The following is a 26,207-nucleotide window of genomic DNA, read 5'->3' on the forward strand; positions in this document are numbered from 1 at the left end:
ACGCTATGCGTGGTGTTCCCGGTTCCTTGCGGCGGCTTTTACGCCTTCTGCAAAGAGCGTGCTCTGGTCTGAGCGGAGCGGCGTGCTGAATTCCGGCGCACCCTCGTCGTTGGAAACGCGGTAGATTTTTGTGCCGTCAGTTGAATAGGCCGGGCTGTTCTTGTCGTTGACCCACCAATCCAAAACCGCAATAATGCACAATCCGTATTTTATAAGGTTCGCGTTCGTTGCTGCCGTTTCTGTCGGCGGTCTTTTTGCGCCCAAAAGCACGTCCATGCGTTTAGAAATTGGATTCGGAATGTCAAAATTGTATTTGTCCCACGGATTTTTGATTCCGAGAACCTGTCCCTTCGTTTTTGCCGACGCATCGATATTTTTTACGAGCGCGAGGAAGAAATTGTACAAAAATTCCGTGCGGAAACAAAGCGCGCGGTACTGGCTGTCGTTTTTCGGCTTTTCAAGAAGAATCTGCGTGAACTCAAAATGAGGCAAAAAGTTGTATTTTGTCTGCCAGAGAAGCGACGTGATGATTTTTTTGCCGTACAAACTCAGCCTAAAGTCTGTGGACGTGTACTGCTGGTCAACAAACTCTTTTAGCATTTCTCCGTACTGTTTTTCAAAAAGCACTTCGCGGTAAACAGACCATTCGCTCAAAACCACCGAAAGTTTTTCGTCCGTTTCGGTGTCCTCGTTTTCTTCGGTAAAAGTAATATTTCTGAACCCCTGGAACAAATCTTCGGTGATTCGGAGGAGCGTTACCGTAATTTGAAGCGGGTTGCTCGGAGAAAGCAAGTTGTAGCCCTCTCTGAACTGGAAAAGTGGCTGAAAGTACGGGTACATGTCCGGCATTGATTTTAAGTCTGAAAATCCGGCTTTTGGGAATAATCTGTCGAGCAAGTTGATTCCAGACTGAACGATTTTCATTTTAAAATCCTTAGCCTCATTTTTCTTCCTTTCGGCCTTTTCTTTTTCGGTTTCAGTTACCTGTCTCTCTCTCTTTTCCTCTTCTGTTAAGCGCGGTTCGTTAACAGAATCCAGTTCCTCGGTATGATTCTCTTTTTTCTTGCTAGGAATGATTAGGTCGTATTTTGTTATTTCGAGGAATTTAAAAATGTTTGCTGTTTGAGTGAGAAAAAAATCCTGAAAATATTCAAAATGATTGCAGCACATGCGCATTAAAAGCGGATAGAAACCTTTTATCATTTTGCTGTAAACGAAGAACCATTCAGTTATGCAGGCTTTTACGAGCTTTTGGATTTTCTTTTTGTCGGCTTTTGGATATTTTACTAAATCTGCATAAACTTCCTTAAAGTAATTAGGAATTTTCGTTTCGCCGATGTAGTAGATTTTTAAAAGATGCTGGTAGACCGTTTTGATGAACGGAATCATCATTACGACCGTAACTTCGTCAGCTTCGTTCTGCAAACTCGTTGCGAGCGTTCTGAGTTCTTTTTGCGTCCAGCTGCCAATCAGCCGCATGAGTCGGAATTTGTCTTCGTTCGAGGTGAGTATTTTAGTCTTGTACGTTTCCGGCGAGACTTGAATTACGGCTTTTATTGCCGTAAGAAACTCGTTGTAGTGGTCCAGGCTTTTCGGAATGTCATATTCGATGAATCCTTTGCGCACTTGCTCAAGACCGTTTTTTTTGAATCTTCGGACAAAGTTGAACACTCCGTAGTTTGACTTGATTCTGTAGTCGTCGCTCATCATCGTTTTGTCCATGAGAGCGCGTTCTTTTTGCGTAAGTTCCGGGAGCGTAGGATATCGTGGTTTTTGTTCTGGAACGGCGTAGCCCATAATGTCGCCGCTGCCGGCTGATGCCGTTTTGTTTCCGGTGACCAGATCGTTGGATTTTCTGCCGCCCACGGCGGTGTGCCGCATTTCTCGGTTTCGTGGAAAAGCGTCGTAATTTATTGGCGCGGATTTTTCGGTGAAAATTTCTCCGCCGAGAATTTTTGTCATCTTCTTGGCTTCTTCTTCAGAAATTACGCCTATGTTTTTTCTCGTGTTGTCGAGCGTTCCGGGTTCCCAGACCGCTTGTGGTTTTCTTGGTTCTGTATAATCGTTTTTCATAAAAAATCCTCGATAAAACCTTCCGATAAAATTGCTGAAAAAGTTGTCAGCGGACTAAAGCCGAATCGCCTGATTCCTTGCAATTCCGTCAAAATTGTGCAGGGCGATATTTTCGTTGTCTTTTGTTTTTACTGAGCCTTCGAACGTTCCGTAGAGCGTGTGAACTTGCGAACGCGTTATGAACAGCGTCATGTCTCTAAAATGGTCGGATGCTGGCGTAAAAGTTAGGTCTACCATGTTGTCAAAATCTTGAATTACCCACTTTTTTGCGATTCCGAACGGATGAGTTATTGTTACTGGCGGAAGCGGTGTGCATTGTCCGTTCACGCAAAGAATGTTGTTGTTCAGTTTTTCTGCGTCAACTGCATTTTCCATTGTCATAAAAATCTGGAAAGAAACTTGCTTGCCGTCTATAAGTCCAGATGCCATAACGAATTCCTGTTTTACATGAAAGTTGTAATACGTGCGATTTATAGAAAAAATTGCGTGTCCGCTTATGTCTTCCATTGTGATTGGCTCGGAGAGTTTTGTTTTTCCCAATGTGAGGGAGCCTCGGATTGCTGGAGTTGCCGTGTAAGTGGCGGAGCATCGGCTTTTTGTAGGTGAAGGAATTGATGAAGTGATTTCGGTCATTCCTTGTTCTGAATAGTGTGCCACGAAGGCTGCGCGTGCAGTTGGCCTTGAAGAATCGCCCTTTAAATTGAAGATTAGCGAAATGCGGTTGCGTGCGTGATCCCAGCTGATTCTTATGTATCTGTTCTTTGAAAAACTTGCGCAAAATCCGCTTTGCAGGCTGTGCGGAATAAAACGTCTTCGCGGACCCATTATGCTTCTGTAAGTGTATTTGCGTTTGTTCTCTTTGCTCCAAAAAACGACTTCGGCATAGCCCAGAATTTTCTGGTCAAAAAAATCGATTGTTCCAATGTACGGCCCGATATTGAACATGAATACGAGCGAACTTTTTATTCTGAAATTTGTTATTATGTGTGGAAGCGGAATCCCCGCGAACGGAGCTTCGACTCCACGAATATCGAGTTTCTCTGGAAAATTTTCAAATGTACCGAAAACCGGCTTTCCATTTTGCACGAGATGTTTTGGCGGTGTAAGAATGTCACGTGTATACAAAAAATAACCCTCGAAATTTTTATTGGGAGGCTCTAAAAATATACAGATTTCTTAGAGATGCCTCGTTCCCGAATTACAAATTTAAAGTATAGCCTAAGTAGAAATTGCTTGTAAATAAGGCTGTTCTAAATCGCTTCGGAATTCATGGTGGACGTTATTTTACTGCGGTGCCGAAGCAAATAATAAAAAGATTCTTCTATATTTATCGGAAAAATACGAAAAAATTCTAAGAAAACTCTGAATTTAAAACTAAAACAAAAATTTGCCGCAGGGGAACGAAGTTGAATAAAAGGTCTAATGTCGATTTTTTTTAGTCAACTTAAAAAATCCGTCCACTACAAGAAAAGCGCGTCTGTTTTTGTCATGCCGAATTTATTTGTGAATTCTAAATTTCCGTTTTAAACTCTAAATAACTTACAAGGGGCAAAAAATCAACTTTGGCTTGTCCCGGCCTGGGAGGTACTTATGTCTGTAACTTTATATTCTCTTGGCGCGGCTCAGGAAGTAACTGGCTCTAAACATATCTTTGAAATTGACGGTCGCTCGTTTATGATTGACTGCGGAGCTTTTCAGGGAAAGCGAGCTGAATCTGACGACAAAAACCGAAATTTTGAAATTGCTGTTGATAAAATTGAATCCGTAATTTTGACTCACGCTCATTACGACCACGTTGGGCTTTTGCCAATGCTGGTAAAAAAAGGCTACAACGGAAATATTTACGCAACGCCCGCAACTCGTGACCTTGCTGACCTTATTATGATGGACAGCGCGCGAATTCAGGCCCGTGACGCGGAATATCTTCGGAAGCAGGCTCAAAAAAAAGGCGAGAAATTCGCTTGGAAGCCTCTTTTTGATGAAGGGGACTGTGTAAAGGCCACGAACCAAATAATTACGCTTTCCTACAACCGAAAAATGTATATTGCACCGGATGTGGAGCTTGAATATTTTGATGCCGGACATATTCTCGGTTCTGCGTTTGCCTACGTTACGATAAAAGGACAGCGGGACGAAAACGGAAGACCGTTGAAGAACACGACAAAAGATAAGATTTCAATCTGGAACAAACTTTTTGGCTGGAAGAAAGATGAAAAGCGTTCAACTCCAGACCGCAGAAAGGCGACTCCGGAGGAAGCTGCCGCATACAAAGGCGAGGAGCGTCGGAGCGGAAAAGACCGCCGTGCTGGCCGCATCTTGTTTTCTGGCGATTTGGGACGCAAATTAAAGCCAATAATCCGTGACCCGTCAACGAACGTGCCGGCCCCGGATTATATCGTTCTTGAAAGCACCTACGGAAACCGCAAGCACGAGGATTCTGCGGTGGCGATGGACGAACTTCGTAAGACTGTTATCCGAACAATCGAAAAGAAAGGAAAAATTATAATTCCGTCATTTGCGATTGAAAGGACTCAGGAATTGGTTTATTACTTCCATCTTTTGGTTGACAAGAAAAAAATTCCGCCGATTCCGATTTACGTTGATTCGCCGATGGCCGTTAACGCAACGAGTATTTTCCAGGTGCATCAGGAATGTTACAGTCCTGATGTGCACGAGGCTTTCTTGCAGCATCATAAAAATCCGTTTGGATTCGGCTCTCTTTCGTTCGTAAATTCTATTGAAGAATCCAAGGCTCTCAACGAAAAAGAGGGACCGATGGTAATAATCAGTGCGGACGGTATGTGCGAATGTGGCCGAATCGTTCATCATATTGCGAATAATATTTCTGACCCGCGTAACACGATTCTTATCGTTGGCTACATGGCAGAGAACACGCTCGGAAGACGAATCCGAGACGGTGCGAAAGTCGTAAAAATCATGGGGGATGAATTTGACGTTAAGGCGAACGTTGAGACAATCAATGCGTTCAGTGCCCATGCCGACTACGAGGAATGCACGAAGTGGCTCAAAACAATTGATACGAGCAGACTCAAAAAAATATTCCTGGTTCATGGCGAAAAAGAGGCCCAGACGTTCTTCCAGCAATATTTGGTAGACCACGGTTTTCCGAATGTAGAAATTATAAAATATGGTGAAACTTATTCAGTCGAATGATTGTTTTATGTTAAAATATAGAAGGATGAGCGTTCACCCTTTTTTATCTTGCCGGTAATACGACATTTAGGGAGTTAGAATATGAAAAAACTTTTTGCATTGGTTTTGTGCATGGTTGTTTCTGCATCATTGTTTGCAGCAACTTTTAAAGCAGGACAGAAACTTTACGTTTCAAAAGACGCGACATTGAAAAATGACGCATCAAAGAGAATTGGTTCGCTTGAAAAAGGCGAAGTGGTAATTGTTGTTGAAAGTGACAAGAAAAAGTCAAAAATCACTGTGGAAGACAACTCTTCTGTTTCTGGGTGGATTGAGAACAAGTATCTTACAAAGAAAAAGGTCGTAAAAAGTCACTCTGGAAAGAAAGTTACTGCAGTTGCTGATGAAATCGCACTTTCAGGAAAAGCAAGCGTAAGTTCAAAATCTCTTGAGAACGCTGATGCCACTGTTGATGGAATGGCACCTGTTTCAGAGGCTGAAGCTGATAAAAAGATTGAAGAGGTTATTCCTCCGGCCAGTGAAGCGGCCCCTGCAAACTAAGGTCGTTTTTTTAGGAAAATATCGGAATTTCCTAAAATCACTCCAAAATCCTTACTTGACTGTATAACTTTGAGAATTTATCATTAATCAAATAAATTCTTGAAAAGGGGTGTTGTAATGCCTGAAAATAAGGTTCTTCAGTTCTGTCTTGGAATTTTGGCGCTTTTAGGAATTTTCGCTGTTGGATTTGCAGTATTTTTCTTGCTTGACATAGTTCTTCTTGATGCTGATCCAATCGGAAAACTTATTTCTGGAATTGCGGGAGCAATCTCAGGAAAATAAATTGAGTAGGTTGTTTGTTTTTTATAGCCGATAGCCTGTGATAAATGCCTGATTAGTCAATTTTGGCTGTCAGGCATTTTTTTTGCGGAAAATTATTGGTATTGCCGCATGAGAGAGTGCTGCGCTCGCGGAGAGTTTGAGTGCTTTTATAATTCCGTTGACCAGCGCGTCTTCTGTAAGCGAAAAAGCTTGTAACTTAAAAAGAACTTTTCCTTGCGGCACGAGTGCCGCCGAAAGAATCACAAAAATCCAGAGAAAAATATACGGAAGAATTTTTATTGTTTGCCCCAAAAATTTTTGAGCCGCAAGCGAAATTAATAAGGTGGTGAGCAAAAAAAGAAAGTTGTCTGTTATAAAAATAAAAGACGAAATCAAGAAAATTCCGAGCAGAAATAAAATCTTGGTTTTAGAAAAGGTAAAATCCCTAAAAAACAAATATAAATCATTTTTTAAATCAGATTTTTGGGTTTTGTCAGATTGATAAAAATCTTCATTTTCTTCTTTTTTTATCTTGCTGGCCAGAAATGCCGTCAGGGTTCCCGAAAAAATTGAAAAAATGAGCATTGGCGCAAGAAGAGTTTTTGAGCCAGTGCCCAAATAAAATCTGTAAAGAAAAATCTGAATGAACGAACTTGAAGCTGCCCCAAAAATTGAGATTCCGTAGAGCGAAATGATTTTTTTTGGCAGTTTTGCGGCAATGTACATTAAGAGCGCCGAAAAAATTGACTGAATGAGCGAAATCAGAAAAAAAGGTGAAAAAAGCGTTCCCGCGGTAAGGTTTGCCGCAACAGACTTAAAAACGGCAAGAAAAAAAAATGATTTTAGTGGAAAGTTCAGCGCACAAACTACCGTCGCGTTGGAAAGTCCGAACTTAAAAAACGGAAAAACTCGCGGTAACGCCGATTCTGCCCAGGCGTAAAAAAGTGTTTTTTGAACGAGATTCGCGAGTTTGTCGTTTGTGGCGGCCTTGTTTTTATCTGGAAATTGCATCGAATTCCTCTCCGGTAAAGCTTTCGTGTTTTTTTTGTCGGATAAAAACTTTGTTTGGCAAGCAGACTATTGCACCCGGAAAATGTTGCGTCATACAGATTTTGTTTGGGCAAGGGGAACTGATGATAAAAACGTTTTTGTCGCGGATGCTAAAAACTGTTTCGCCCAATGCCCCTTGCACGCGGTAAGTTGCATCTTGCAACGTGGAAAATTCGTAATCCCTGCCGTTGGCGGTAACGAGAATTTTGTCGCCTGCCTTCAAGGATTCCTTTTTTAAAAGGCAAGCGACAGTAAAAATGATTGCAAAGACAATAAAAAAATCTAGAGGCTTAAAAGCTAACTTCAATTTTTTTCGAGTCGGATTCTTGCTGCCCGTGCGTGTCCTGCAAGGCCTTCTGCGTCGCCTAAGTGTCCGGCTGCCGTTGCGCTGGCAATTGCACCTTTGCTTCCCTGTACGGTGCGCAGTGTGGTTACAGTTTTTAAGAATACTCTTACGCTTAATCCGCCTGTAAATCTTGCGCTTCCAGAAGTTGGGAGCGTGTGGTTAAGGCCGGCTGCATAGTCTCCAAAAACTTCTGCGCTTCCGTGTCCAATAAAAAGTGAGCCGTAATTATGGCAGAGCGAGGCGATTTTGTCGCGCTCAGTGCCTTCTTCCATTGCAAGTTCCAGATGTTCCGGGGCTTTTTTGTTCGCGGCTTTGGCTGCTTGTTCCAAAGTGTCGCAGAGAATTATTCTTCCGCAATTTTTAATGCTTTGTTCGGCAGTTGCTTTTGTTGGAAGGACTGCGAGCTGCTTTTCTATTTCTTCGCTCACGGCTTTTGCAAGATTTTCGTCGTTTGTCGCCATGACAGGTTGTGCTACAACGTCGTGCTCGGCTTGTGCGAGCAAGTCTGCCGCAACCCATGCAGGGTTCGCTGAACTGTCTGCAATTATGAACACTTCGGTTGGACCTGCAACCATGTCAATTCCAACATTTCCGTATACGAGTTTTTTAGCTTCGGCAACGAATTTGTTTCCTGGACCTACGATTACGTCGGCACACGGAATTGATTCCGTTCCGAATGCCATTGCTCCGATAGCTTGCGCGCCACCGCAGGCAAAGGCTTTTGTAACACCGCAAATGTAGGCCGCAGCCATTATGTTTTCGTCAGCGTATGGCTTTCCGCCAATGAAAGGCTTTCCAGGAATTCCTGCTCCGGCTTTTTCTGCGGCGGATTTGTCGTCTGGATGCACTCGCGGCGGCGTGCAGAGCACGATTTCTTTTACGCCGGCGGCCACGGCCGGAGTTATTGTCATTACGACTGTAGAAACGAGCGGAAATCTTCCTGCAGGAACGTAAACGCCTGCTCGGCTAACAGGAATGTTTTTTTGACCGGTGAACATTCCTGGCTCAAGTTCAACTTCAAAATCATCAAAACTTTCTGCCTGTTTTTTTGCAAAACGGAGTGCCAAATCGTGAGAATAATTCAAAGCCTCATAAAGCTTCGGGTTTTCGCGCTGCATTTTTTCTGCGGCGGCCTTTAGCTCGCTGTGAGGAATTTCGAGTGAACGCGGGGCTGAAACGTCGAATTTTGCACCGTATTCGCTAAGAGCAGTGTCTCCTCGTTTTTTTACGTCAATCAGAACGTCTTTTACGATGTCGATTGAATCGCCAAAATCACGACCGTCAAAAAATTCTCTCTCGATTTCTGAATACTTTTGAATTTTTATCATTTGTTACTCCGTTTTGTTTTTTGGGAAGTCTTGATTCTATATTTTTTCGATTAATGCCACTGCGGCATCGAGATAATCTGAATTCAAATTTTCGACTTCGCCTTCATCAATTGCACGTGAAATTTCCTGACTTATCGGAATTCTGGCAAGAACTGGAATTCCGTAATCTTTTGCAATTCCGTCAATGTTGCTTTCGCCGTAAATTTTTATTTCTTTGTTGCAGTCTGGGCATTTTACGTAGCTCATGTTTTCTATAAGACCGATAATCGGAATCTTCATTGCGTTTGCCATGTTTACAGCTTTTTCTACGATTACGCGGACGAGCTGTTGCGGGCTTGAAACCACGATGATTCCGTCAACCGGAAGCGACTGAAACACCGTGAGCGGAACGTCGCCAGTTCCTGGAGGCATATCTACGAACATGTAGTCAACGTCTTTCCATACAACGTCTGTCCAGAACTGTTTTACGGCACCAGCGATTACAGGACCGCGCCACAAAACCGGGTCGGTTTCATGCTCAAGAAGAAAGTTCATGCTCATAAGCTGAATTCCTGATTTTGTAGTGACAGGATAAATCGCGCCGGTTTTGTCTCCCATTGCCTTTTCTTCAGCAACGCCGAATGTCGTCGGGATTGAAGGCCCCGTGATGTCTGCATCGAGAATTGCCGTTTTGAATCCGTGCTTGGCGAATTTTGCCGTCAAAAGTGATGTTACGAGTGATTTTCCAACACCGCCTTTTCCAGAAACGATGCCGATAACTTTTTTAACGCAGCTTCCTGAATGAAGCGGCACTTTTAAATCTTTTTTATTGCAAGCGGAAGAGCAAGTTCCGCAGTCGTGTGTACAAGTAGAATTTTCAGCCATAAAATACCTCGCTAAGAGTATACTCCAAAAAGAAGATTGTTTTAATACGATTGATAAAAAGTGGCTGTAAATTTTTAGGAGATTGGAGTGAAAAAAAAGTGCCACTACCGGGCGAATCCAATAATGGCACTTGAGGTTAAATAGTGGTCAGCTCTAAAAAATCAAAATCTGGATGATTTAGAGCCTTCCGTAGTTTATTTTTTAGGAGCTGCCATTCTGTCATTAATAGAAGAAAGGTTGTTTACCATCAAAATTGGTTGACCTGTAGCGTCCAGTGCGTCTCGCCAGAATGCACCTTCTGGGTCAACAGTGTTTCGCTTGCGGGTAACTTCCGTAATTGGGATGTAAACATATTTGTCGTGAACGAGTCCTACTACGCACTTTGTTTTTCCGGCCATTGCTGCGTGAACGGCATTGTTGCCGAGTCGTTCGCAGTAGATTGAGTCGTTTGCTGTCGTAACTGCAGAGCGAACCTGATAGCTTGGGTCAACGTACTTCAAGTTGATGTGGATTCCTTTCTTTGAAAAGTACTCATTGATTTTGTCTTTGAGATACAAACCGATGTCCGCAAGTTTTTTGTTTCCGGATGCGTCTTTTTCGTTTGTTGACTGTAAATGCTCTTGACCGGCACCTTCTGCAACGACGATTACGGCATGCTTGCTTCGTTTGATTCTTTGTTCGAGGTAAGACAAGAATCCATTCGGACCGTCCATGTCAAATGGAACTTCTGGAATAAGACAGAAGTTTGTCTCATGGCTTGCGAGTGCAGTTGCTGTTGCGATAAAGCCTGATTCACGTCCCATGAGTTTTACAAGACCAATACCGTTAATCTGTGAGTGAGCTTCCATGTGGATTGCTGTTACAGCTTCTTTTGCTTTCTGAACGGCAGTTTCAAATCCGAATGAGCGGTCAATTAACGCAAGGTCGTTATCAACTGTTTTTGGAATACCTACAACGGCAACTTTCAATCCGCGGCGTTCAACTTCGTTCGCAACGTCGAGCGCACCGCGCTGAGTTCCGTCTCCACCGATGATAAAGAGCATATTTACGCTCAAAGATTCGATTGCGTCAACGATGTCGTTTACGCGGTTTCCGCCACCACGGGTTGTTCCAAGGAACGAACCACCGATTTTGTGGATTTCGTCAACCAAATCCGGGGTAAGATCCATTGTGTTCAATCCCTGCTCCGGGAAGAAACCTTTAAAACCGAATCTGAATCCTTTGATTCTCTTTACGCCGTAGCGATAGTACAAACATCTTACAACGGCACGGATAACATCGTTCAAGCCTGGGCAAAGACCACCACAAGTACAAATACCAGCAGTTACGTGTGCTGGGTTAAAGTAGATGAATTCTCTCGGACCTGCTTTTTGAAGAAGATTTGAAGGATCAAGATTGTTGTCGCGATAATTATCTTCAAAAACATTCACAAAATTACGTACGTATGAAGAGTCCTTTACATAGTTCGCCCTAAAATCTCCATGTTGTTTAGAAAGTTCGATAGGTGAAGGAACTTTGCACTCGCCGAGTTGGTCAATCGTAAAATCGTATTTTTCTGCCATGCTAACCTCTTAAAATATAGTGAATTCAAAAATTATCTTTTAGACTCACAAATCTTTCTCAAAAAAAAATTCGAGATACCTTTAAAGTGTAAGTCCAAATTGTTCATTTTTCAAACAAAATATTCTATTTTATTCAAAAATATTAATATTTTTTACTGGATTTTAATAAAAAAGGGATTGCATTGGCTTGCAATCCCTTTACAAAGAATTTGAATTTTCAGAATGTACTGTTAGTCAGCTTTTTGGCGTGCTACGACTTTTCCTGCGACGCTAAGGACAAGCTCGCTGTCTCTTGGAGCCGAGTACGGAATCGTTACGTTTCCGCCCGTATGGTTTATGACCGCAATTTCTACCGATTTCCCGTCCGGTCTTATTGCTTCGAGTTTTACTGAAACTGGGAGCGGAAATTCTGCAAGCTGTGCGGTGAACAAGTCTGTAATGTTGTCGCCGTTCTGTACCGACGGAACTGCAAATTCACAAGAGATTCTTGAGTAATTTTTTACAGTTCCTTCTGTCTGTGACTGTTTTACGACTTTTCCTGCGTTGGCTTCGTCCGTCGCGATATTTTTTGTAAAGTCAAATACGACTCTTGAATTCTTTAATTCAGAGAGAACTTCTGCAACGTTCTTTCCTACGAGATTAGGAATTGAAGTTGTGGTTTCTTCTGGTCCTGAACTTACGATAAGCCGGATTGCGGTTGGGCTAGAAACTTTTGTTCCAGGCTCAGGAGTCTGTGCCAGAATTGTTCCCGCCGCGCTGTTGTCGATTTTGAACGACGGTTCGCCAAGCGAAAGCATTGGTCGTGATGTTTTCTTGAACATTGTGTCGAATTTTTCTTTTACGTTTTTGTAATTCATTCCGACGAAATCTTCGACTTCGTTTGCAATTGCGCCTTCGCTCACTGTAAGGTTTACGCGTTCACCCGCTTTTCGGATTGAGCCAGGTTCCGGTGACTGAGTAAGAATCGTTCCCGCGTCATCATCGCTGTTCGTGTAACGGAGCTGGATTTTTGGATAAAGTTCCTTTGCCTGCATTTCAAGAAGTGCTGTGGTGAGCTGCTTTCCGACTACGTTCGGCACCATGACCTGCTCTTCACCTTTTACGGTTGAGAAGAATACGATTGATGCAGTGACGAACATTATAATCATTGCGATTACAACAACGATGAATAAATTAAAACTGCTCGTCTGCAACGCAAGAAGATTTTCTTTTGCAAATTGTTTCCATGAGATTTTCTTCTTTTTGTTTGCGGAATATGTCCCAGTTGATGATGAATCAACAGTGGAATTTTCAACATTCTGGTTATTTGTGTCGTCCATTATTCTATTTTCCTTATTTGAGCTAATTATAGTTCAACCTGACAGTTATCTGACTAGACTAATACAGAACCAATAAAATTTCTAGCACCATTCATAAAAGACTTGTAGTCCATGGCTTTTTTTGCCTGCCATTGAAGTTCCGTGGCGATTAAAATCGAACCGTCTCCGCAAGCAATCTCGATTCCGACTGATTTTTGGTACGGAAGGACCGTGCCCGGAATTATGATTTGCGGAATTTCTTTTGTGGTGCGTTCTGAAACTTTTGCCTTTAGAATCGTAAGTTTTGTTCCATTGCACTCGGTGTACGAAAGTGGCCACGGGGTATAAGCCCGTATTTGACGGTCAATTTGAGAGGCTGATTTTTTCCAATCGATTTTTCCGTCCTCTTTTTTGATGAAAGGCGTGTACGAAGCTTCGCCGGACTGAACTTTTGCTTCTGGCAGGCAGAATTCTTCGCCGGCGTTCTCAGTTATTTTTCCAAGGACTTCAAGAAGAAGATAAGAGCCAACCTCCGTCACTTTGCTTGAAGTGCCGTCTCCGTCCATAAGACTTTGTGTTGATTCAGTTCCGTCCAAAGGAATCTCGCTGAATGCAAGAATGTCGCCTTCGTCGGTTTGGAGCGCGATTTTTTGAACTGACACGCCGAGTTTTTCGTCCCCGTTCAGAATTGCAGCCGGAACCGGCGTGCATCCGCGGTATTTTGGGAGCGCGCTCGGATGCAAATTTATTCCGCCCAAAGGGAACATTCCTAGGAATTTTGGTCCGAAAATTCTGCCGTAATCAAAACAAACCATTAAATCTGCGTTGAGAGGCGTAATCGCGTCCCTTGCTTCTGATTTTAAATGGTCAAAAGCGAATACGGGAATCTGTTTTTCGGTGGCAATCTGCGCCGTTTCTGTAGGAATGAGCTCTTTGTGCCGTCCGCGAGGACTCGGAGGGTTTGTAAGGACTCCGACAATCTCAAAATTCAATTTTTCAGATTGAGCGTGCAGATTTTTTAGCACGATTGCGGAAGAAAGCGGACTTCCTGCATACAAAATTCTCAGTTTTCTCATGTTGAACGTTCCCTCCTGACCAAAAACTATTTTGTGCTTTTTGAGGCTTTTTTGGCTTCCTGAGCGGCGATTTTTGCGGCGATTTTTGCCATCTTTTTTGCTTTTTCGGCTTCTTTCTTTGCGGCGCGTTCAAGGCGTTTTGCCATTTTTGCCGTTACGTCGGAAGCGAAATTCGGGTCTCCGCGGTCAATGTAAATGATTCCGTCAAGGTGGTCGTTCTCATGCTGGATGATTCGTGCCAAAAGTCCGTCGGCCTTGAGTGTGAAAGGTTTTCCGAATTCGTTCAGAGCCTGGACTGTTACGCTTGCAGGTCGTCTGATTTTTTCGTTGAAGCCAGGAAGCGAAAGACATCCTTCTTCGTAATCTTCAAGTTCTGGGCTTGTTGCAATAATCTGTGGGTTTACAAAAACTCGTCTAACTTCGTCGTCGCTTATTAATACAAAGAAACGCTGTGAAATTCCGACTTGCGGGGCTGCGAGTCCAACGCCGTCGGCGGCAATCATCGTTTCAAACATTTCGTCAAAAATAGCACGAAGTTCGTCAGTAACTTCTTTTACAGGTTCGCATTTTTTGCGTAAAACTTCTTCACCTAATTTGTAGATTTTCATACTCAAAATCTAACATAAATCCAAAGGAAACGCTACAAGTCGACTTTGAGAATGCAAGTTAATTTGTGCGTTTCCCGCAAGTTTTCCTGGCGGAAAACTTGCGCTCTGGTGGGTGGGCTTGCAGGTGTTCATGAAACGCGGCGGCAAGGAAAGCCGCGTTTCATGGGTGGGGTTTTGTTGCTCGCGCGGAGCTCGCAACTTTCAGTTTTGTAAGAAAAATTCACTTGTGCGTTTATGGAAACGCTGCAAGTTGGCTTTGAAAATTTAAGTTTACTTGTGCGTTTCCCGCAAGTTTTCCTAGCGGAAAACTCGCGCTCTGGTGGGACTGTTTGCATGGGCTTCCGAGTCGCCGCGACAAGCACGGCGGCGACTCGGAGGTTTGGCTTTGTGCTCGCCGCAGAGGCTCGCACTTTCGAGGGAATACTTGCAGGGAAAAAGGCGGCGGCAAGGAAAGCTGCGTTTCGTGAAGGCAGATTTGTTGCCCGCGCGCTGCGTGCAACTCTGTAAGTGAAACTTCCCCAAATCGCGATTTGTTGTACTTGTTTATTCACCTCAAATTTGTACAATCTTCCAATTGCACTTAAAATGATTGCATGAAAATTTTCTTGGCTTTGGGCTTTATGTTTTTTGTGGCGGGGGCGGTTCAGTCCTGCCAACCTTCCCAGTACGCTCACACCCGACTGTACAGTATGGTCACTCCTGTCTAGACAGTACGGTCGCACCTGACTGTCCAGGACGGTGCCACCTGACTTCCTGGAACGGTCACTTCCGACTTCCTAGGCTGGTGACTCCTGACTGTCTAGGACGGTCTCACCAGACTGTCTAGGATAGTCACACCATACTGTACAGTGTGGTCACACCTGACTGTACAGTATGGTCTCAAAAAAATCCGAAAAAAAATAACTGATTTTTGTAACTAACACTTATTTTTATCATTTACAGATAAAATCCGACAGAAAAGGAGGGCAAAAGCATGTGCCGTATGAGCGTGTGAGGCCTGCAAAAAAAGAATGGCCTGAAACTATTGGCGTAGATTCAGGCCAGAACGGCAGGAATATGGAATTCATATCCCGGACAGGTTCTAATCCTACTCCCTGCCATATTTTTTTGCAACGGCCAGAATCCAGAAGAAAAATTAAAAAACTGAATCATGCATGGCATGAGCATTTCAAAACTCGGGTGACTGTTGCCCCAAAAAAACAGAAGGACAAAAAAATATGGAAAATATATCTACATTACAAAACAGCTCTTCTATTCTCACAGTGACATTGCACGAGAACAAGCTCACAAAAGACGGAACGTATTACGCGACGGTCAGCAGGAACACCGCATCGTTCAAGAACCTGCTTTCTGAAATCGCGGAGGACAATAAGGGAATGGATCCGTATATGCTCCAGTTCGCCTCAATCCTCATGCAGAAGAAGATCCTCAAGATGCTCGAGCAGGGAAAGGCAGTGAACGTCCTTGACCTCGGAACGCTGTACATCGCTATGAAGTGCAACGCGAAGGGAAGGAGCGACGTTTCCGGCAACGGAGACTTCTATATAAAATTCATGCCGACGCCTCTGGCAAACGAGGCTCTCGCAAAGCTCGGCGTGGACAAGGTTGTCTACGCGGACGGCAATCCCGAGATAACGGAAATCCTCGACCTCTCCCCGGAGCCTGAGGAGATGGTGCTCAAAAAAGGCTTCCCGTGCCGTATCCGCGGCGCGAGGCTCAAAATCGGCGGCGAGCGTGGCGGGATATATTTCGTGCCTGTCGGCGAGGACGGGAAGACGGAGACGGACGAGGAGAAATGGACTCTGGTGAACGAAAAATCCGTATTCAGGAACATGCCAACGGAGCTGAACTTTATAGTTCCTTCCACGCTTGATGAGGGAAACTACAGGCTCGTGATAAGAACCTCGTACATTTCCAAGGACAAGACGCGGAAGAGCTTCGCCGAGTGTATGGGGGGAAGAATTTCAGTGAAGGTATAGGGAAACTGTGATTTTGGCAGGCGGCTTTCGGGAACAGATGAAGAAAGCCTGCCTGCATATTCGATAAAAATATATAGAAAAAAAGACGGGAATGTGGTAGAGTCAGAAAAAACAATTAAAAATAAAGGACACCGCACATTCCATGAAAGAACTGCTGAGAAAACTGGGCGCAACTATCACATTATGCATATACATCACGGCAATGGCACCGGCACAGGTGCTTACGGATAAAATGGGGGCCGGAAAAGCACGTCTGGACCATTATATTGACCGGGCTGAGAAAGAGAAGGATGGCCGGGCTTGGGAAGAACTTGTTGCGGAAGGGGTCTTGGAGGCCGTAAGGGCGTGGGAACGAGAGAATGCATATCTTAAAGAAAACGCTCCCGAAATGTACGAAAAAGAAAGAGAATCTGCCCTCACATACTATGAAACACTGAAAACAAAAAGGTACGTGGAATGGGCTATCGAACGCTACTCGGCGGAAAGGGAGAGCCGCGCTCTCAGTGGCCTGAAGGCCGAACTCAGGGAGGCTGCGCGGGACTTCGGGACTGCGGGCTACGACTTGCAGGAAGCTTCCCGAATCGAGGGGGACTGGGCAAAACGCGCCGAAGCCATCATAAATGATTACATAGGCGAGCAAGAGACGGAAAATTTCCTTTCAATGCCTGAGATAACGGCACGCCTTGAGGACACTGGGCTTGATGACGGCTGGATGAGGTCGTTTGCGGAGGAAACGAGAAATCTCACGGACGAAAGGATAAGAGCCGAGTCTAGGATGCTCTCCAAAAAAGAAGGAAGCAGGCTCGTTGTCAACTTCCTCAGGGACAAGGACTCGCTGCGGGCTTCCGGCACCGAAAAAGCCGCGGCGACTATTGCAAGGGATATATCCGAGAGAACGTCACGCGAGAACTCCGAGAGCATGGAGTCCGTTTTCGCGGAACTAAAGAAAAACATAGAGGGCAGGACGGACGGTGACGTGCCGGCGGGGGAACTGCTGAAAAAATTCGAGGATTCGTTCGGCAGGGGCATCGCGAAATGGGAGGATGCCGAACTGGAATTCCTCTCGGACAGGGCCGAGTGGGAGAAAAACGCCGGGGAAGCATTCGCGGAAGGGCATGAATCCTGGGAGAAGGCTTTTGAGGAGCTGAGGTCAAAACGGCAGGAATGGGAGACCGAGATCAGCGACAAGATAGCCGAACTCTCAAGGCTGGCTGCCGAGAAGAACTCCGAATTCGAGAAAGAAATAAAAAGCAGCCTTGACGCATACGCGGCAGAATTAAAAACAAATTCCGAAGTGCAGCAGCAAATATTTTCGACGTACAAGAATATATATGACACGCTGCGCACCGCACTCGCCACGTCTAAAAAAGGAATAGAAAGCATCGTCGCAACCTGGGGCTCCAAGTATAACGGGGTGTACAGCTACTGGAAAACGGAGGACACGGATTCCGAAGACTCATACCTATGCCACCTCGTCTCAGGGACGGCGACCGTGAACGTCGCGACGGCGGAAGATGACAAAAGAAAAATAAAGGACTCCATAAAGGCATATCTCATAAAAGAGAGGGACATGCTCATAAGGGAGTATGAGGCCGCCGTAGCGGAGGCAAAAGATCAGGCCGGGGAAAAAGAAAAAAAACTTAACGCTCGTCTTGAAGAATATGAGAATACGGCAGAATTGAGCGGTATATCAGGATATCATCATATCAATCCGAATATGGATGAGAACCAGCTCATTCGGATTCTTGGCAGCAGATATGTGCCGCGGAATATTCTCAGCGCATACAGAGAATACAAAGAATCCCTGTCCAAATGCGAGGCTCTCGCAAAATATTCGGACATGGGTGAGACTCTTGCAGACTATACAGAGCGGGCAATAGCATTGGTGGACAATGACGGTGACAAGGCCGAGGCGGAAAAAGTCCACAGCGGAATCGAGCAGCTTGTAAGTAGCATAAAGACCGAAACAATCCTTTCCGGCAACGGAAACTTCGTTTATGAGAAAGAGCCAAAAATCGCATTCTACACTCTTGTGGACTGGTACACCCAGACAATAAATTATGCAAGAGAGCTGGACGAGACTCAGAATTCCCTCATGAAATTCATGGGCGGAATACAGGATTCTGGCACACCGACGGAACTGGATCTTGAGATAACAAGGGCAGAGTGTCTTAAGATGCGTGCCAGCGAGGAATACGAAATAGCAAAAGCGGTGAATCTGTATGCAGAAAGGGCTGACGCTAGCCGGGAAAGCAAGGACGAGACAAATGCAAGGCTTGCTGAGAGCGTCTTAGCGTATGAAAACGCATTCGCCGCCTATGAGGAAACTGCCTCAAAATTAACTTCATACTCAAACGAAATTGAAAAGGCGAAGAGCGAAATAAGCCTGGCCGAAAGAAAACTCTCGTCGCGACAAGCCGAACTTGAACGGCTAAAAACTGAGTATGAGTCAATGGAAGCTGCGGACGACAGCTCCGACACAAAAATCATCGGTTCCATGCTTAAAAGCTACCTCGGAAGGTTTGAGTCCCTCGTAAAACAACAGCAGGAGGCGGAGTCAGGCCTGAGCTATTCCGAATCAAAAAACGAAGAAGCAGGTGAGTACACTCTCATAAAGGATGCGGAGGAGAGGGAGGCCGAAAGCGTCAGAAGCAGAATCTCCGCCGCGCAGTCCGTGGCAAGTAAGCTTTCCGGGGTGGAAGACGGCCGCTTCACGGAAATGCTCGCAAGTGAATTGCAGGATATATTGTCGGATGAGCTCCTAAAAAAACAGTATGAGGCGGCAATCGAGCTCGGGGCAAAAATCGACTCCCTAAAAAATGACTCTGCGTGCAGTCCCGAATACAGGCAGTTTTACAGGGAAATCTATATATCGGAAATAAAATCCATTCTCGAATATGCAACTTGTTTATACAGGGAACGGCTCAACGGATTGCTGGATTCCGCAGAGACGAACGCACTGCCTGAAACACAGATGTCGTACATGGAGAAGGTGCGCGCCGTTCTGCTCATAGCTCCTGAAAAGAACAAGGCTTTGCTCGATGAGATTGACTCATATCTTTGTGTGGACGCGGAAAGCGAAAGAAAGAGCCTATTGAAAAAATGGGCGGATGAGGGAAATACCGGAATCCTCAGCATTATGAACGAAGCTTATGAGTTCGAGAACGCCGAGCAGCAAAAGGCATTTGGATATCTTGAAGGCCTTTGCGCAAGAAATACTGCCCTTCAGAATGAATTTGACGAAAAACGAAAGATTTTCTTTGACAGAGGTGCAGAGCACAATGCCGGCAAAATCATCGCGGGATATAACACAGCGAAAGAAAAAATTCGTAAATTAATAGAAGAAAACAATAACTCAAGAAAATCATCTAGGCACGGATATGAAGACGTCATAGATTATATAAGTTCTCTCTACGCTGATGGAAAGAACCTGTCTCGCACGGGCCTGCGGGCACTGGAAAAATATATAGACGCATATCTGTGGGCGGAAGCCGTTAGGTATGTCCATTCAGGCACAGACGAGGACGAAACAAAAAAAAGGTACGACCAGATTCTCTCGGAGCTTACGGCGGGCGAAAATGCCGACGGTGAGATGTCTGTGTCCGATAAAAAATATATAGAATCAAGATTCCTCGAATATGCGCTACAGGAACTCTCGGCAAACAGGACCGTGTGGGCGCAGAAACTTACAGAATGCAGATTTGTTGAGAGCGGAGTCTATGCCGGTGAGACCGAGATGGCGAACGCCAGGGAACTTTTAAAGAACGTAGACTCACAGCTTTTTTCCCTCGATGCGAATTCCGTGCGTGAATGCGCTAAATTCTTTAGCGGAGCGGATTCCGCAGTGCTTTACGATAATGACGGTAAAAAAAAGGAGAGTTTCCTTAAGGCTGAGGATGATCTCTTATCATTAATAAAGACGCTGAACGCTTATGCGACAATGTTCGTGGCCAGACAGGAGGGCGACTCTGGCAAGGGAAAAATCGCCAAGCAGGCAGAGATAGAGAAGGCTGCCAAGGAACTTGCGGCGGCAAGAAAAGAATATGATGCAGGACTCGACAAACTCGCCGCGGCGGGCGAAAACTACAATCATCATGTGGAATCCATAAACAGGCAGTACGGGGAGCTGGAATCTCTGAGGCTCTCGAAGAGAATCGCACAGGCTGTGCATGACTTTGCAACATCCGTATATTTTGAGGACATTGGGAAAAACTCTGACGAGGAATACGTCACTCCAAAAGAAGCCCTCTCTAAGGCCTCTTATGCGCTCCGAAAAGCTGAGAATGCCGTAGAGACGCTGAAGAAACTCAGAAATGAGTATGAGACGGCAGGAGCCTTCGCAGAAAAAAAAGAGACTGATGAATATATTACGGCCGAAAAGGAATACTACCACAGCCTTGTACTTGAACATGAGATGTACAAAATCCTGAACGGGGCACGGGAAAATCTGAACGTTGCGGAAAGTGAGGTTTTGGCGGATTACGAAAAAATCTCCGGCGGCTCGGAATATGAAAGAAATCCCGATGAAAGGAATTCTGAAAAAATCTCGGACGGACTACGTTATGATGAGAATTCAGCCGCAAGTAGGCTGGTGGAGATTTCTGTGGAAGAGGGCGTTCCGCGCTATCGCCTGAATTATTGGGTGGAGAAAATACCCGTATACAGGGATGAGACTCAGGAAGTGACCGAAAGCTATGAGTACATAGATGATGACGGCGACACATGCACGGGACAACGCACTGTAGAAAAAACTGTAAGTGTCTTTGACCACTATGATTATAAACTGAAAGAATATGACACTGACAGAAGAAATGACGGAGAGACCGAGAAAAACTGGTATGAGAACCTTTCCCTGTCAACCAAAAACGTTACGCTCCCTGAGGTAAAAAGAAGCGTCGGGACGGAGGAAATACATAAATTTATACTGAGAATCGGCGAGAATCCCGAATATCTCAAGAAAGTTACGCTTGCCGCATATTATCTCCTTGCAAAGAGTGCGGAGGCTAAAACAATAGACAACAAGGACGGAAAATGCTTCAAGGATCCGTATTCCCGTGCTTGGACGGCGGGAGGCGGCAGAGACGGGCACAGCATAGATTTTGTGGGGTATTACAGGACCTACAGGGACGAGGCTTTGCGCGAAGCCTACGAGAGCGTGATGGCTGGCGGAACCGGTATGGAGGACACTGCCCTCTACCTGCTCGCACGGCAGGGAAAGAACATAATCGCCGGTATGGTACGGGCCGGGTACGAGGAGAACCTCCTTAAATCTGTGGCCTGCGGCAAGCTCGCAAGAAAGATGGAACGGATTGAGGACAACGAGACCTGGTTCAAGCCGTTTTTCGGCGGATACACGACTGCGAGGGGAAAATTCGCGCGGGAGTTAAAGAGGGATGCTTCCTCGGAGCGGAGCTATTCTTCTGGTGAGGCGCAGAAAAGCCTCTCAGGGCTTGAAACCGCCATAAGGAACTACAAGGACGCTGTTTCGAAGAAAGACAGTGCCCTTTCGGTGTACAACAATATCCTCTATGGCAGTGCCACTGCTCCTGACAAGGATATAGACGGCAAGTCTGCAAGAGACAGCATTGTCCGCACGATGAAGGAAAAAGGCTCTGCGCTGTTGGAGAATGAGTTGTCCGTCGTACTTGGCAGAATAGACGGGACAAAGAAATTTAAGGACGTATTCGTAGCCCTTGATGAAATGAAGAAAAACACGGCACTTTCGATGAGCGAGGCAAAGGTCGCGCTTTCGAAAAAAGCCGTGGCTGACCATAGTCTCCTTGAAGACAATGCTATGGCTTTTAGGACCCTGGCGGAAAAAACTCTTACGATTGACGATGAGTCACGAAGCCTTCTCAGAAAATATGCCATGCTGGCGGGCGATACTACGCTGAGCCTTGCGGAGAGGGCAAGTGCTTCCGCCGAGTATGACAGGATATATTCAGGAATTCTTTCCACGGCGGACGAAGATAGTAACGTGCTTTTTGATGCGGCAAAAAAAGCGTTCTCCGGGGAGAGCTACAACTCTCAGAAACTTTACGGTGCCCTTGAGGCCAATTATGCCGGCTATTTCGCTGCAGGAAGCTCTGCGGCGAAGACCGACAGAAACTCGGAGAGCGAGGGATATATTTCCGAGCTTTTCGGCATCTACGGGAATTTCCTTGCGGAGGAACTTTCTGACAGGGACACAAGAAAATATGTGGCCTACGAGATGAGCCTAAGGAACTCGCAGCTTCTCCTCAGAAAAGAGACTTCCGACTCCCTCTCCGCGCTGGCGGACCTCGCAAGAATCTCTGGCGGCGAGTGGGACAGGGCCGAGGAGCGGCTCCGCGCGCAGCAGAACGCATGGCAGAGAAATTTCCTCAAAAGGTACGGGAAGGAAAACGGCGAGTGGCAGGACAGCTATGAGGAATTCCTTCGCGAAAAGCAGGAATGGGTGACAGGCATGTATATGGCCGCCGCCTCGGACACTGCCGTGCCGGACGGGGCTTCAGAGGCGGAGAGTGCCATAGCCCGCGTGAGCGCAAGGAAGGAGAGCGGAAAGTCTTCCCTGAAAGCTGATTTTGACATTTCGGAAATACTTGGTAGCCTCCTCGGCGGGACCCGGCTTACGGAGCTCGCGGCGGATTTTGATTCCGCGGGGAAGCTCATCGGAAGCCTCCGCGGTGCCGTCGGCGCAAGAGCCATAGGCGGGAGCTGCGAAAAGGAACTGTATGCCGCCCGCGATGCGATGAACGGTGTGACGGCCAGGATGGAGGAGACCGCCTCAAGGCTCGCCGCGCTCACGGCGGTGGAGAACCTTGAGAGAAGGCGGGCCGAGGCCGGGGAGTCCGTGGACGGGGCCAACGAATATGTGGAATCCTCCATAAGGGCGATTGCCGAGAGCGACGGCTACGCCGTGAAGGACGGGAGCATAAGCCGAAAGGCCGTCGTGGACTCGACTTTCTGGAAGACAATATATGAGACTCAGACCGTGAGAGGCTACGAGCGGTTCAGGACCGCGGCCCCTGTGTTCAGCCTGTCGCTTGGCTCGATGCTCGGCATGACGGCAAGGAGCCTGACTGCGGCGCTGGCCCTTGCGGACGAGGAGCTCCGGCTGTGGAGAGAGAGGATTTTCGGTGACGGTGACGGCATTATATACGCCACTTCCGGCACGGACGGAAAGACGAGGGACACTGGCCTCGGCTTCACTTTCGGAGGAGAGTTCGGGGAGCACCTGGGCGAGCGCGGGGAGCTGGTGGAGAACCCCGACACGTCAAGGAGCAAGGAGAGCAACGTTAAGCGCGCCGGAAAGGGCGCCATCGCGCAGACGATGCTGGACTTCGACTGGAACAACGCGCGGAGGGAGAGCGGCTGGGCGGAGCTTTCCAAGCCTTCCTGGGACAAAAAACTGTGGTCGGGAACTGGCCCGTTCGGGTTCGAGCCGCCGTCGGTGCGCACGGTTGCGACGGTGGCCGCAGCCGTGGCGGCCTCTGTGGCTACGGCGGGCGCTGCGAGCGGCGTTGCGGGTGTGCTCGCCTCTGCAGCGATAAGCTCCGGAATCACGATGGGCAACGAGCTGGCCTTTGCTACGCTGGATCTTGTTGGCGGGTATAAAACAGCCTATGATATAGGGAAGTCTCTTGCCGTCTCGGCGGCCACGAACATTCTAGGCGGGGCTTCCGGCGTGGCCGGCCATGCGGCGAAGGGCATCGCCGGGGTAGGTGGCGTGGCCCTCAGGACAGGCATATCGTCCGCAAGCTCTGTATTGACCAAGGCCACCGGCAGCTTCATCTCTTCCGGGGGAGACTGGAAGGCTGTGAAGTCTGACCTCAACTCGTTCTCGGACTGGGGCGGCATAATCGCGAGCACCGCGGGTGCCGCGGTGACGAACTCGCTGGGGGAAATGAGCCTCGGAACGGGCAATATCAAGGTCACGGGCTTTAACTCCGCACAGATAGGCGAAATCTCAAGCCTCAACGGACTTTTGGGAGGCATTGCCTCCAGCGCGGTCAGCTACGGCCTCACGGGAAGCGCTACGCTCAACGTAGCCCGTCTCGGCGGAAGCGGGGTGCTGGAACTTACCCTCGGGAAGGACGGCGTGTCGTCACGGCTCGGTACCGGCGGAACGGACGTAAGCCTGGGAACTCTCAGGGCCTCCGTGGCGGGGGCCGGGAACCTGCGCGAGAACTGGCAGATAAACTCCGTCGCGGACTCGCAGTCTGTCGCGAGCGCGATGAGGAGCCTGTACGGATTCGGAGACACTGCCCAGAAGCAGCTTCTGGACGACCTCACCTCGAAGAAGGCCGTCCTCCACACTGGCGGCACCGACGGCACCGCGGAGACGAGGCTCTCCGGCGGGGTCAGACATGTATATCTTTCCTCAGAGACCGCTTCGGACTGGGCCAAGGCCGGCATAGCCCTCGGACACGAGGCGTACCGCAACGGCGTTTACGACGGTGAGGCGGGGCAGCTTGCCGAGACGGTGAGCGCGGTGTTGGGACATTCGGAATTTGTACGGAGATTAAGCCAAGATATTGCATATAAGAATATTACAGAAAATATATTATCCTCTAATGAACAGCTTCGTAAGGATGTTTTATTTTATGAACACTACATGGATGCTCTTCGTTCTGGAGACAATTCATCTGTATTGCAATCTGTAGGTGAAATTGCTTGTAATGTGATTAAAAACTATGAAATATCGGGCGATTATTGGTATTTGAAGAAAAATGGCCAATTGATAGACGATTATTGTTATGACAGAATTTCATATGAAGATAATCGCGAAACTAGATATTTTACCACAGTGAAAAAAGATTTGATGGATAGCGAATTGGCATTTGCTAGAATGTTTCCTGATATTTTTTCCGAATTACCAGAGTCGTCTGCTTTCTCAAAAGGAAATATTGATTCCTATATATCAAATGCACAAAATTTTTTAAATGGTATCGAGACAGCTATAGATGGACTTAAAAATACTGGGCTAGATAAACTTCTAAATTTTAATGAGACTAACAAAGTTATTTCACATATTGAGACAGAAAAAAATAAACTCTCAACAACAAAAGATTTTATGGAGTCTCTTTATAATAAATATAAAAAAGATTTCGAAGAGACTAACATAAATCCTTTGAGTATTGAAACAATGGAATATGCCAAAATTAATTATTTATCTACTTACTTAGAACAGCTTATGAAAAGTCATAAATCTTTTTTGAATACAAGATTATTAATAATGAATAAAGAAGTTTGTAGCATAAAAGATTGTGTTGCAGGCCTAAGGAATGTTGCAAAAGATATAGAAAAAGACAGATTTGATTTTGTTGATTTATCTCTTGTAGAGGGCTTCAGAAAAGATTTTAACATTAAAAATGGTAGTTATATTCTATCAGTGAATACAGGAAATTATTTCTTTACTCCTGCAAGAGTTAGATTTTTTGATTTTGTTTCTGGAAGGGGGATTGAAAGTAAATATACTCCAAATTCCCAAAAAATAGATTTCAATTTTTTTACAGAAAATTTTAGCTTTAATTATGGATATAGTTTTGCAGAAAATAAGCATAGCATATCTTATAAGCAAAAATTTTAAGCAGAGGTACGTATGAAAAAACTGTTTGGTGTTGTGTTGTTGGTGTTAGGAGCGTGTGTGTTTGCACAGGCTTTGACTCGTGTTGAGTTTTTTGAGAAGGTAAAAGAAAACTTTGAAATTGAGAATTATGAGAAAGTTTTAACCCTTTCGGACACGATGCTGCTGCAGAAAATGTCAAAAACTCAGGAGGCGGAGATAGATTATGTAAAAGCTCAGGCATATTATATGCTTAATAGATTTGATTTGGCTCTTGAATATGCGGAAAAAAGTCTTGCGATTCAAAAAAAATCTCCAGATGTTTACGATTTAAAAGGTCAGATTTTTATTGCCCTGTATAAAAAAAACGATGATTCGGAGAATTTAAAGAAAGCCATTGTGGCTTTTGATGAAAGTTTAAAAATTAACCAACGATTTTTGGGAAGCCACTTATATCGGGGGCTTGCAAGATATTATTTATTTTCGAGTCAGTATTCAGAG

At 45.8% G+C, this 26,207-nt stretch carries 17 protein-coding genes; 7 read left to right on the plus strand and 10 right to left on the minus strand.

All coding sequences use genetic code 11. The annotated features are described in order from the left end of the window. Positions 1 to 3: 3 nt before the first annotated feature. Positions 4 to 2,073: a hypothetical protein gene (locus JI65_RS08265; protein WP_191015095.1), complete on the minus strand. Its 2,070-nt coding sequence runs from the start codon at positions 2,071 to 2,073 to the stop codon at positions 4 to 6. A gap of 54 nt (positions 2,074 to 2,127) precedes the next feature. Further along, positions 2,128 to 3,198, minus strand: a complete 1,071-nt coding sequence (locus JI65_RS08270; protein ID WP_191015098.1) for a DUF2804 family protein — start codon at positions 3,196 to 3,198, stop codon at positions 2,128 to 2,130. A 465-nt stretch (positions 3,199 to 3,663) separates the two neighbouring features. Here JI65_RS08270 and JI65_RS08275 point away from each other — a divergent pair, with 465 nt between their 5' ends. The 3 genes from JI65_RS08275 (at position 3,664) to JI65_RS08285 (ending at position 6,069) form a co-directional block, all read left to right on the plus strand. After that, positions 3,664 to 5,247 carry an MBL fold metallo-hydrolase RNA specificity domain-containing protein gene (locus JI65_RS08275; RefSeq protein ID WP_191015100.1) on the plus strand — a complete coding sequence of 528 codons (1,584 nt, stop codon included), beginning with the start codon at positions 3,664 to 3,666 and terminating at the stop codon, positions 5,245 to 5,247. Positions 5,248 to 5,328: 81 nt separating this feature from the next. Next, positions 5,329 to 5,787 (plus strand): SH3 domain-containing protein, encoded by a 459-nt coding sequence (locus JI65_RS08280; protein WP_191015103.1) that lies wholly within the window; start codon positions 5,329 to 5,331, stop codon positions 5,785 to 5,787. A gap of 117 nt (positions 5,788 to 5,904) precedes the next feature. Continuing rightward, on the plus strand, positions 5,905 to 6,069 hold the full coding sequence (locus JI65_RS08285) for a hypothetical protein (RefSeq protein WP_191015106.1): 165 nt from the start codon (positions 5,905 to 5,907) through the stop codon (positions 6,067 to 6,069). Between the two features lie 69 nt (positions 6,070 to 6,138). Here JI65_RS08285 and JI65_RS08290 read toward each other — a convergent pair whose 3' ends face one another. The 8 genes from JI65_RS08290 to def all read right to left on the minus strand — a co-directional run bounded on the left by JI65_RS08290 (position 6,139) and on the right by def (position 14,180). Beyond that, a complete protein-coding gene (locus JI65_RS08290; RefSeq protein ID WP_191015109.1) occupies positions 6,139 to 7,059 on the minus strand; it encodes a Gx transporter family protein in 921 nt (306 codons plus the stop codon). Then, on the minus strand, positions 7,043 to 7,405 hold the full coding sequence (locus JI65_RS08295) for a NusG domain II-containing protein (RefSeq protein WP_191015112.1): 363 nt from the start codon (positions 7,403 to 7,405) through the stop codon (positions 7,043 to 7,045). The genes JI65_RS08290 and JI65_RS08295 overlap by 17 nt, the downstream gene beginning before the upstream one ends. Then, positions 7,402 to 8,772: a histidinol dehydrogenase gene (gene hisD, locus JI65_RS08300; protein WP_191015115.1), complete on the minus strand. Its 1,371-nt coding sequence runs from the start codon at positions 8,770 to 8,772 to the stop codon at positions 7,402 to 7,404. Before hisD ends, JI65_RS08295 begins: the two co-directional genes overlap by 4 nt. A 36-nt stretch (positions 8,773 to 8,808) precedes the next feature. Continuing rightward, the gene (locus JI65_RS08305; protein ID WP_191015117.1) at positions 8,809 to 9,636 is read right to left on the minus strand and encodes an Mrp/NBP35 family ATP-binding protein; all 828 of its coding nucleotides are present in this window, start codon (positions 9,634 to 9,636) and stop codon (positions 8,809 to 8,811) included. A 194-nt stretch (positions 9,637 to 9,830) separates the two neighbouring features. Next, positions 9,831 to 11,198 (minus strand): ATP-dependent 6-phosphofructokinase, encoded by a 1,368-nt coding sequence (locus JI65_RS08310; RefSeq protein WP_191015120.1) that lies wholly within the window; start codon positions 11,196 to 11,198, stop codon positions 9,831 to 9,833. A gap of 230 nt (positions 11,199 to 11,428) precedes the next feature. Then, complete coding sequence (locus JI65_RS08315) at positions 11,429 to 12,517, minus strand: PASTA domain-containing protein (RefSeq protein ID WP_191015123.1); 1,089 nt, start codon at positions 12,515 to 12,517, stop codon at positions 11,429 to 11,431. Between the two features lie 53 nt (positions 12,518 to 12,570). Beyond that, a complete protein-coding gene (gene fmt / locus JI65_RS08320) occupies positions 12,571 to 13,572 on the minus strand; it encodes a methionyl-tRNA formyltransferase (protein ID WP_191015125.1) in 1,002 nt (333 codons plus the stop codon). A 26-nt stretch (positions 13,573 to 13,598) separates the two neighbouring features. Beyond that, the gene (def, locus tag JI65_RS08325) at positions 13,599 to 14,180 is read right to left on the minus strand and encodes a peptide deformylase (protein ID WP_191015127.1); all 582 of its coding nucleotides are present in this window, start codon (positions 14,178 to 14,180) and stop codon (positions 13,599 to 13,601) included. 234 nt (positions 14,181 to 14,414) lie between these two features. On the opposite strand from def, the gene JI65_RS08330 reads away from it, so the two are divergent. The 4 genes from JI65_RS08330 to JI65_RS08345 form a co-directional block, all read left to right on the plus strand. Next, on the plus strand, positions 14,415 to 14,687 hold the full coding sequence (locus JI65_RS08330) for a hypothetical protein (RefSeq protein ID WP_191015130.1): 273 nt from the start codon (positions 14,415 to 14,417) through the stop codon (positions 14,685 to 14,687). Positions 14,688 to 15,397: 710 nt separating this feature from the next. Next, positions 15,398 to 16,159: a DUF4469 domain-containing protein gene (locus tag JI65_RS08335; protein WP_191015133.1), complete on the plus strand. Its 762-nt coding sequence runs from the start codon at positions 15,398 to 15,400 to the stop codon at positions 16,157 to 16,159. Positions 16,160 to 16,301: 142 nt separating this feature from the next. After that, the gene (locus tag JI65_RS08340; RefSeq protein ID WP_191015135.1) at positions 16,302 to 25,730 is read left to right on the plus strand and encodes a hypothetical protein; all 9,429 of its coding nucleotides are present in this window, start codon (positions 16,302 to 16,304) and stop codon (positions 25,728 to 25,730) included. 12 nt (positions 25,731 to 25,742) lie between these two features. Then, on the plus strand, positions 25,743 to 26,207 hold a 465-nt coding region (locus JI65_RS08345), incomplete at its 3' end, for a tetratricopeptide repeat protein (protein ID WP_197971924.1).

Origin of the sequence: Treponema zioleckii (genome assembly GCF_014737315.1) — a bacterium.
In the GTDB taxonomy this organism is placed as follows: Bacteria; Spirochaetota; Spirochaetia; order Treponematales; family Treponemataceae; genus Treponema_D; species Treponema_D zioleckii.

What these genes read in the sequence shown, in the direction of transcription:
- JI65_RS08330 (WP_191015130.1), top strand. Translation starts at nt 14,415, where the DNA reads ATGGAAACGCTGCAAGTTGGCTTTGAAAATTTAAGTTTACTTGTGCGT.
- JI65_RS08340 (WP_191015135.1), top strand. Translation starts at nt 16,302, where the DNA reads ATGAAAGAACTGCTGAGAAAACTGGGCGCAACTATCACATTATGCATA.
- JI65_RS08310 (WP_191015120.1), bottom strand. Translation starts at nt 11,198, where the DNA reads ATGGCAGAAAAATACGATTTTACGATTGACCAACTCGGCGAGTGCAAA.
- JI65_RS08275 (WP_191015100.1), top strand. Translation starts at nt 3,664, where the DNA reads ATGTCTGTAACTTTATATTCTCTTGGCGCGGCTCAGGAAGTAACTGGC.
- JI65_RS08290 (WP_191015109.1), bottom strand. Translation starts at nt 7,059, where the DNA reads ATGCAATTTCCAGATAAAAACAAGGCCGCCACAAACGACAAACTCGCG.
- def (WP_191015127.1), bottom strand. Translation starts at nt 14,180, where the DNA reads ATGAAAATCTACAAATTAGGTGAAGAAGTTTTACGCAAAAAATGCGAA.
- JI65_RS08315 (WP_191015123.1), bottom strand. Translation starts at nt 12,517, where the DNA reads ATGGACGACACAAATAACCAGAATGTTGAAAATTCCACTGTTGATTCA.
- JI65_RS08280 (WP_191015103.1), top strand. Translation starts at nt 5,329, where the DNA reads ATGAAAAAACTTTTTGCATTGGTTTTGTGCATGGTTGTTTCTGCATCA.
- hisD (WP_191015115.1), bottom strand. Translation starts at nt 8,772, where the DNA reads ATGATAAAAATTCAAAAGTATTCAGAAATCGAGAGAGAATTTTTTGAC.
- JI65_RS08335 (WP_191015133.1), top strand. Translation starts at nt 15,398, where the DNA reads ATGGAAAATATATCTACATTACAAAACAGCTCTTCTATTCTCACAGTG.
- JI65_RS08265 (WP_191015095.1), bottom strand. Translation starts at nt 2,073, where the DNA reads ATGAAAAACGATTATACAGAACCAAGAAAACCACAAGCGGTCTGGGAA.
- fmt (WP_191015125.1), bottom strand. Translation starts at nt 13,572, where the DNA reads ATGAGAAAACTGAGAATTTTGTATGCAGGAAGTCCGCTTTCTTCCGCA.
- JI65_RS08305 (WP_191015117.1), bottom strand. Translation starts at nt 9,636, where the DNA reads ATGGCTGAAAATTCTACTTGTACACACGACTGCGGAACTTGCTCTTCC.
- JI65_RS08285 (WP_191015106.1), top strand. Translation starts at nt 5,905, where the DNA reads ATGCCTGAAAATAAGGTTCTTCAGTTCTGTCTTGGAATTTTGGCGCTT.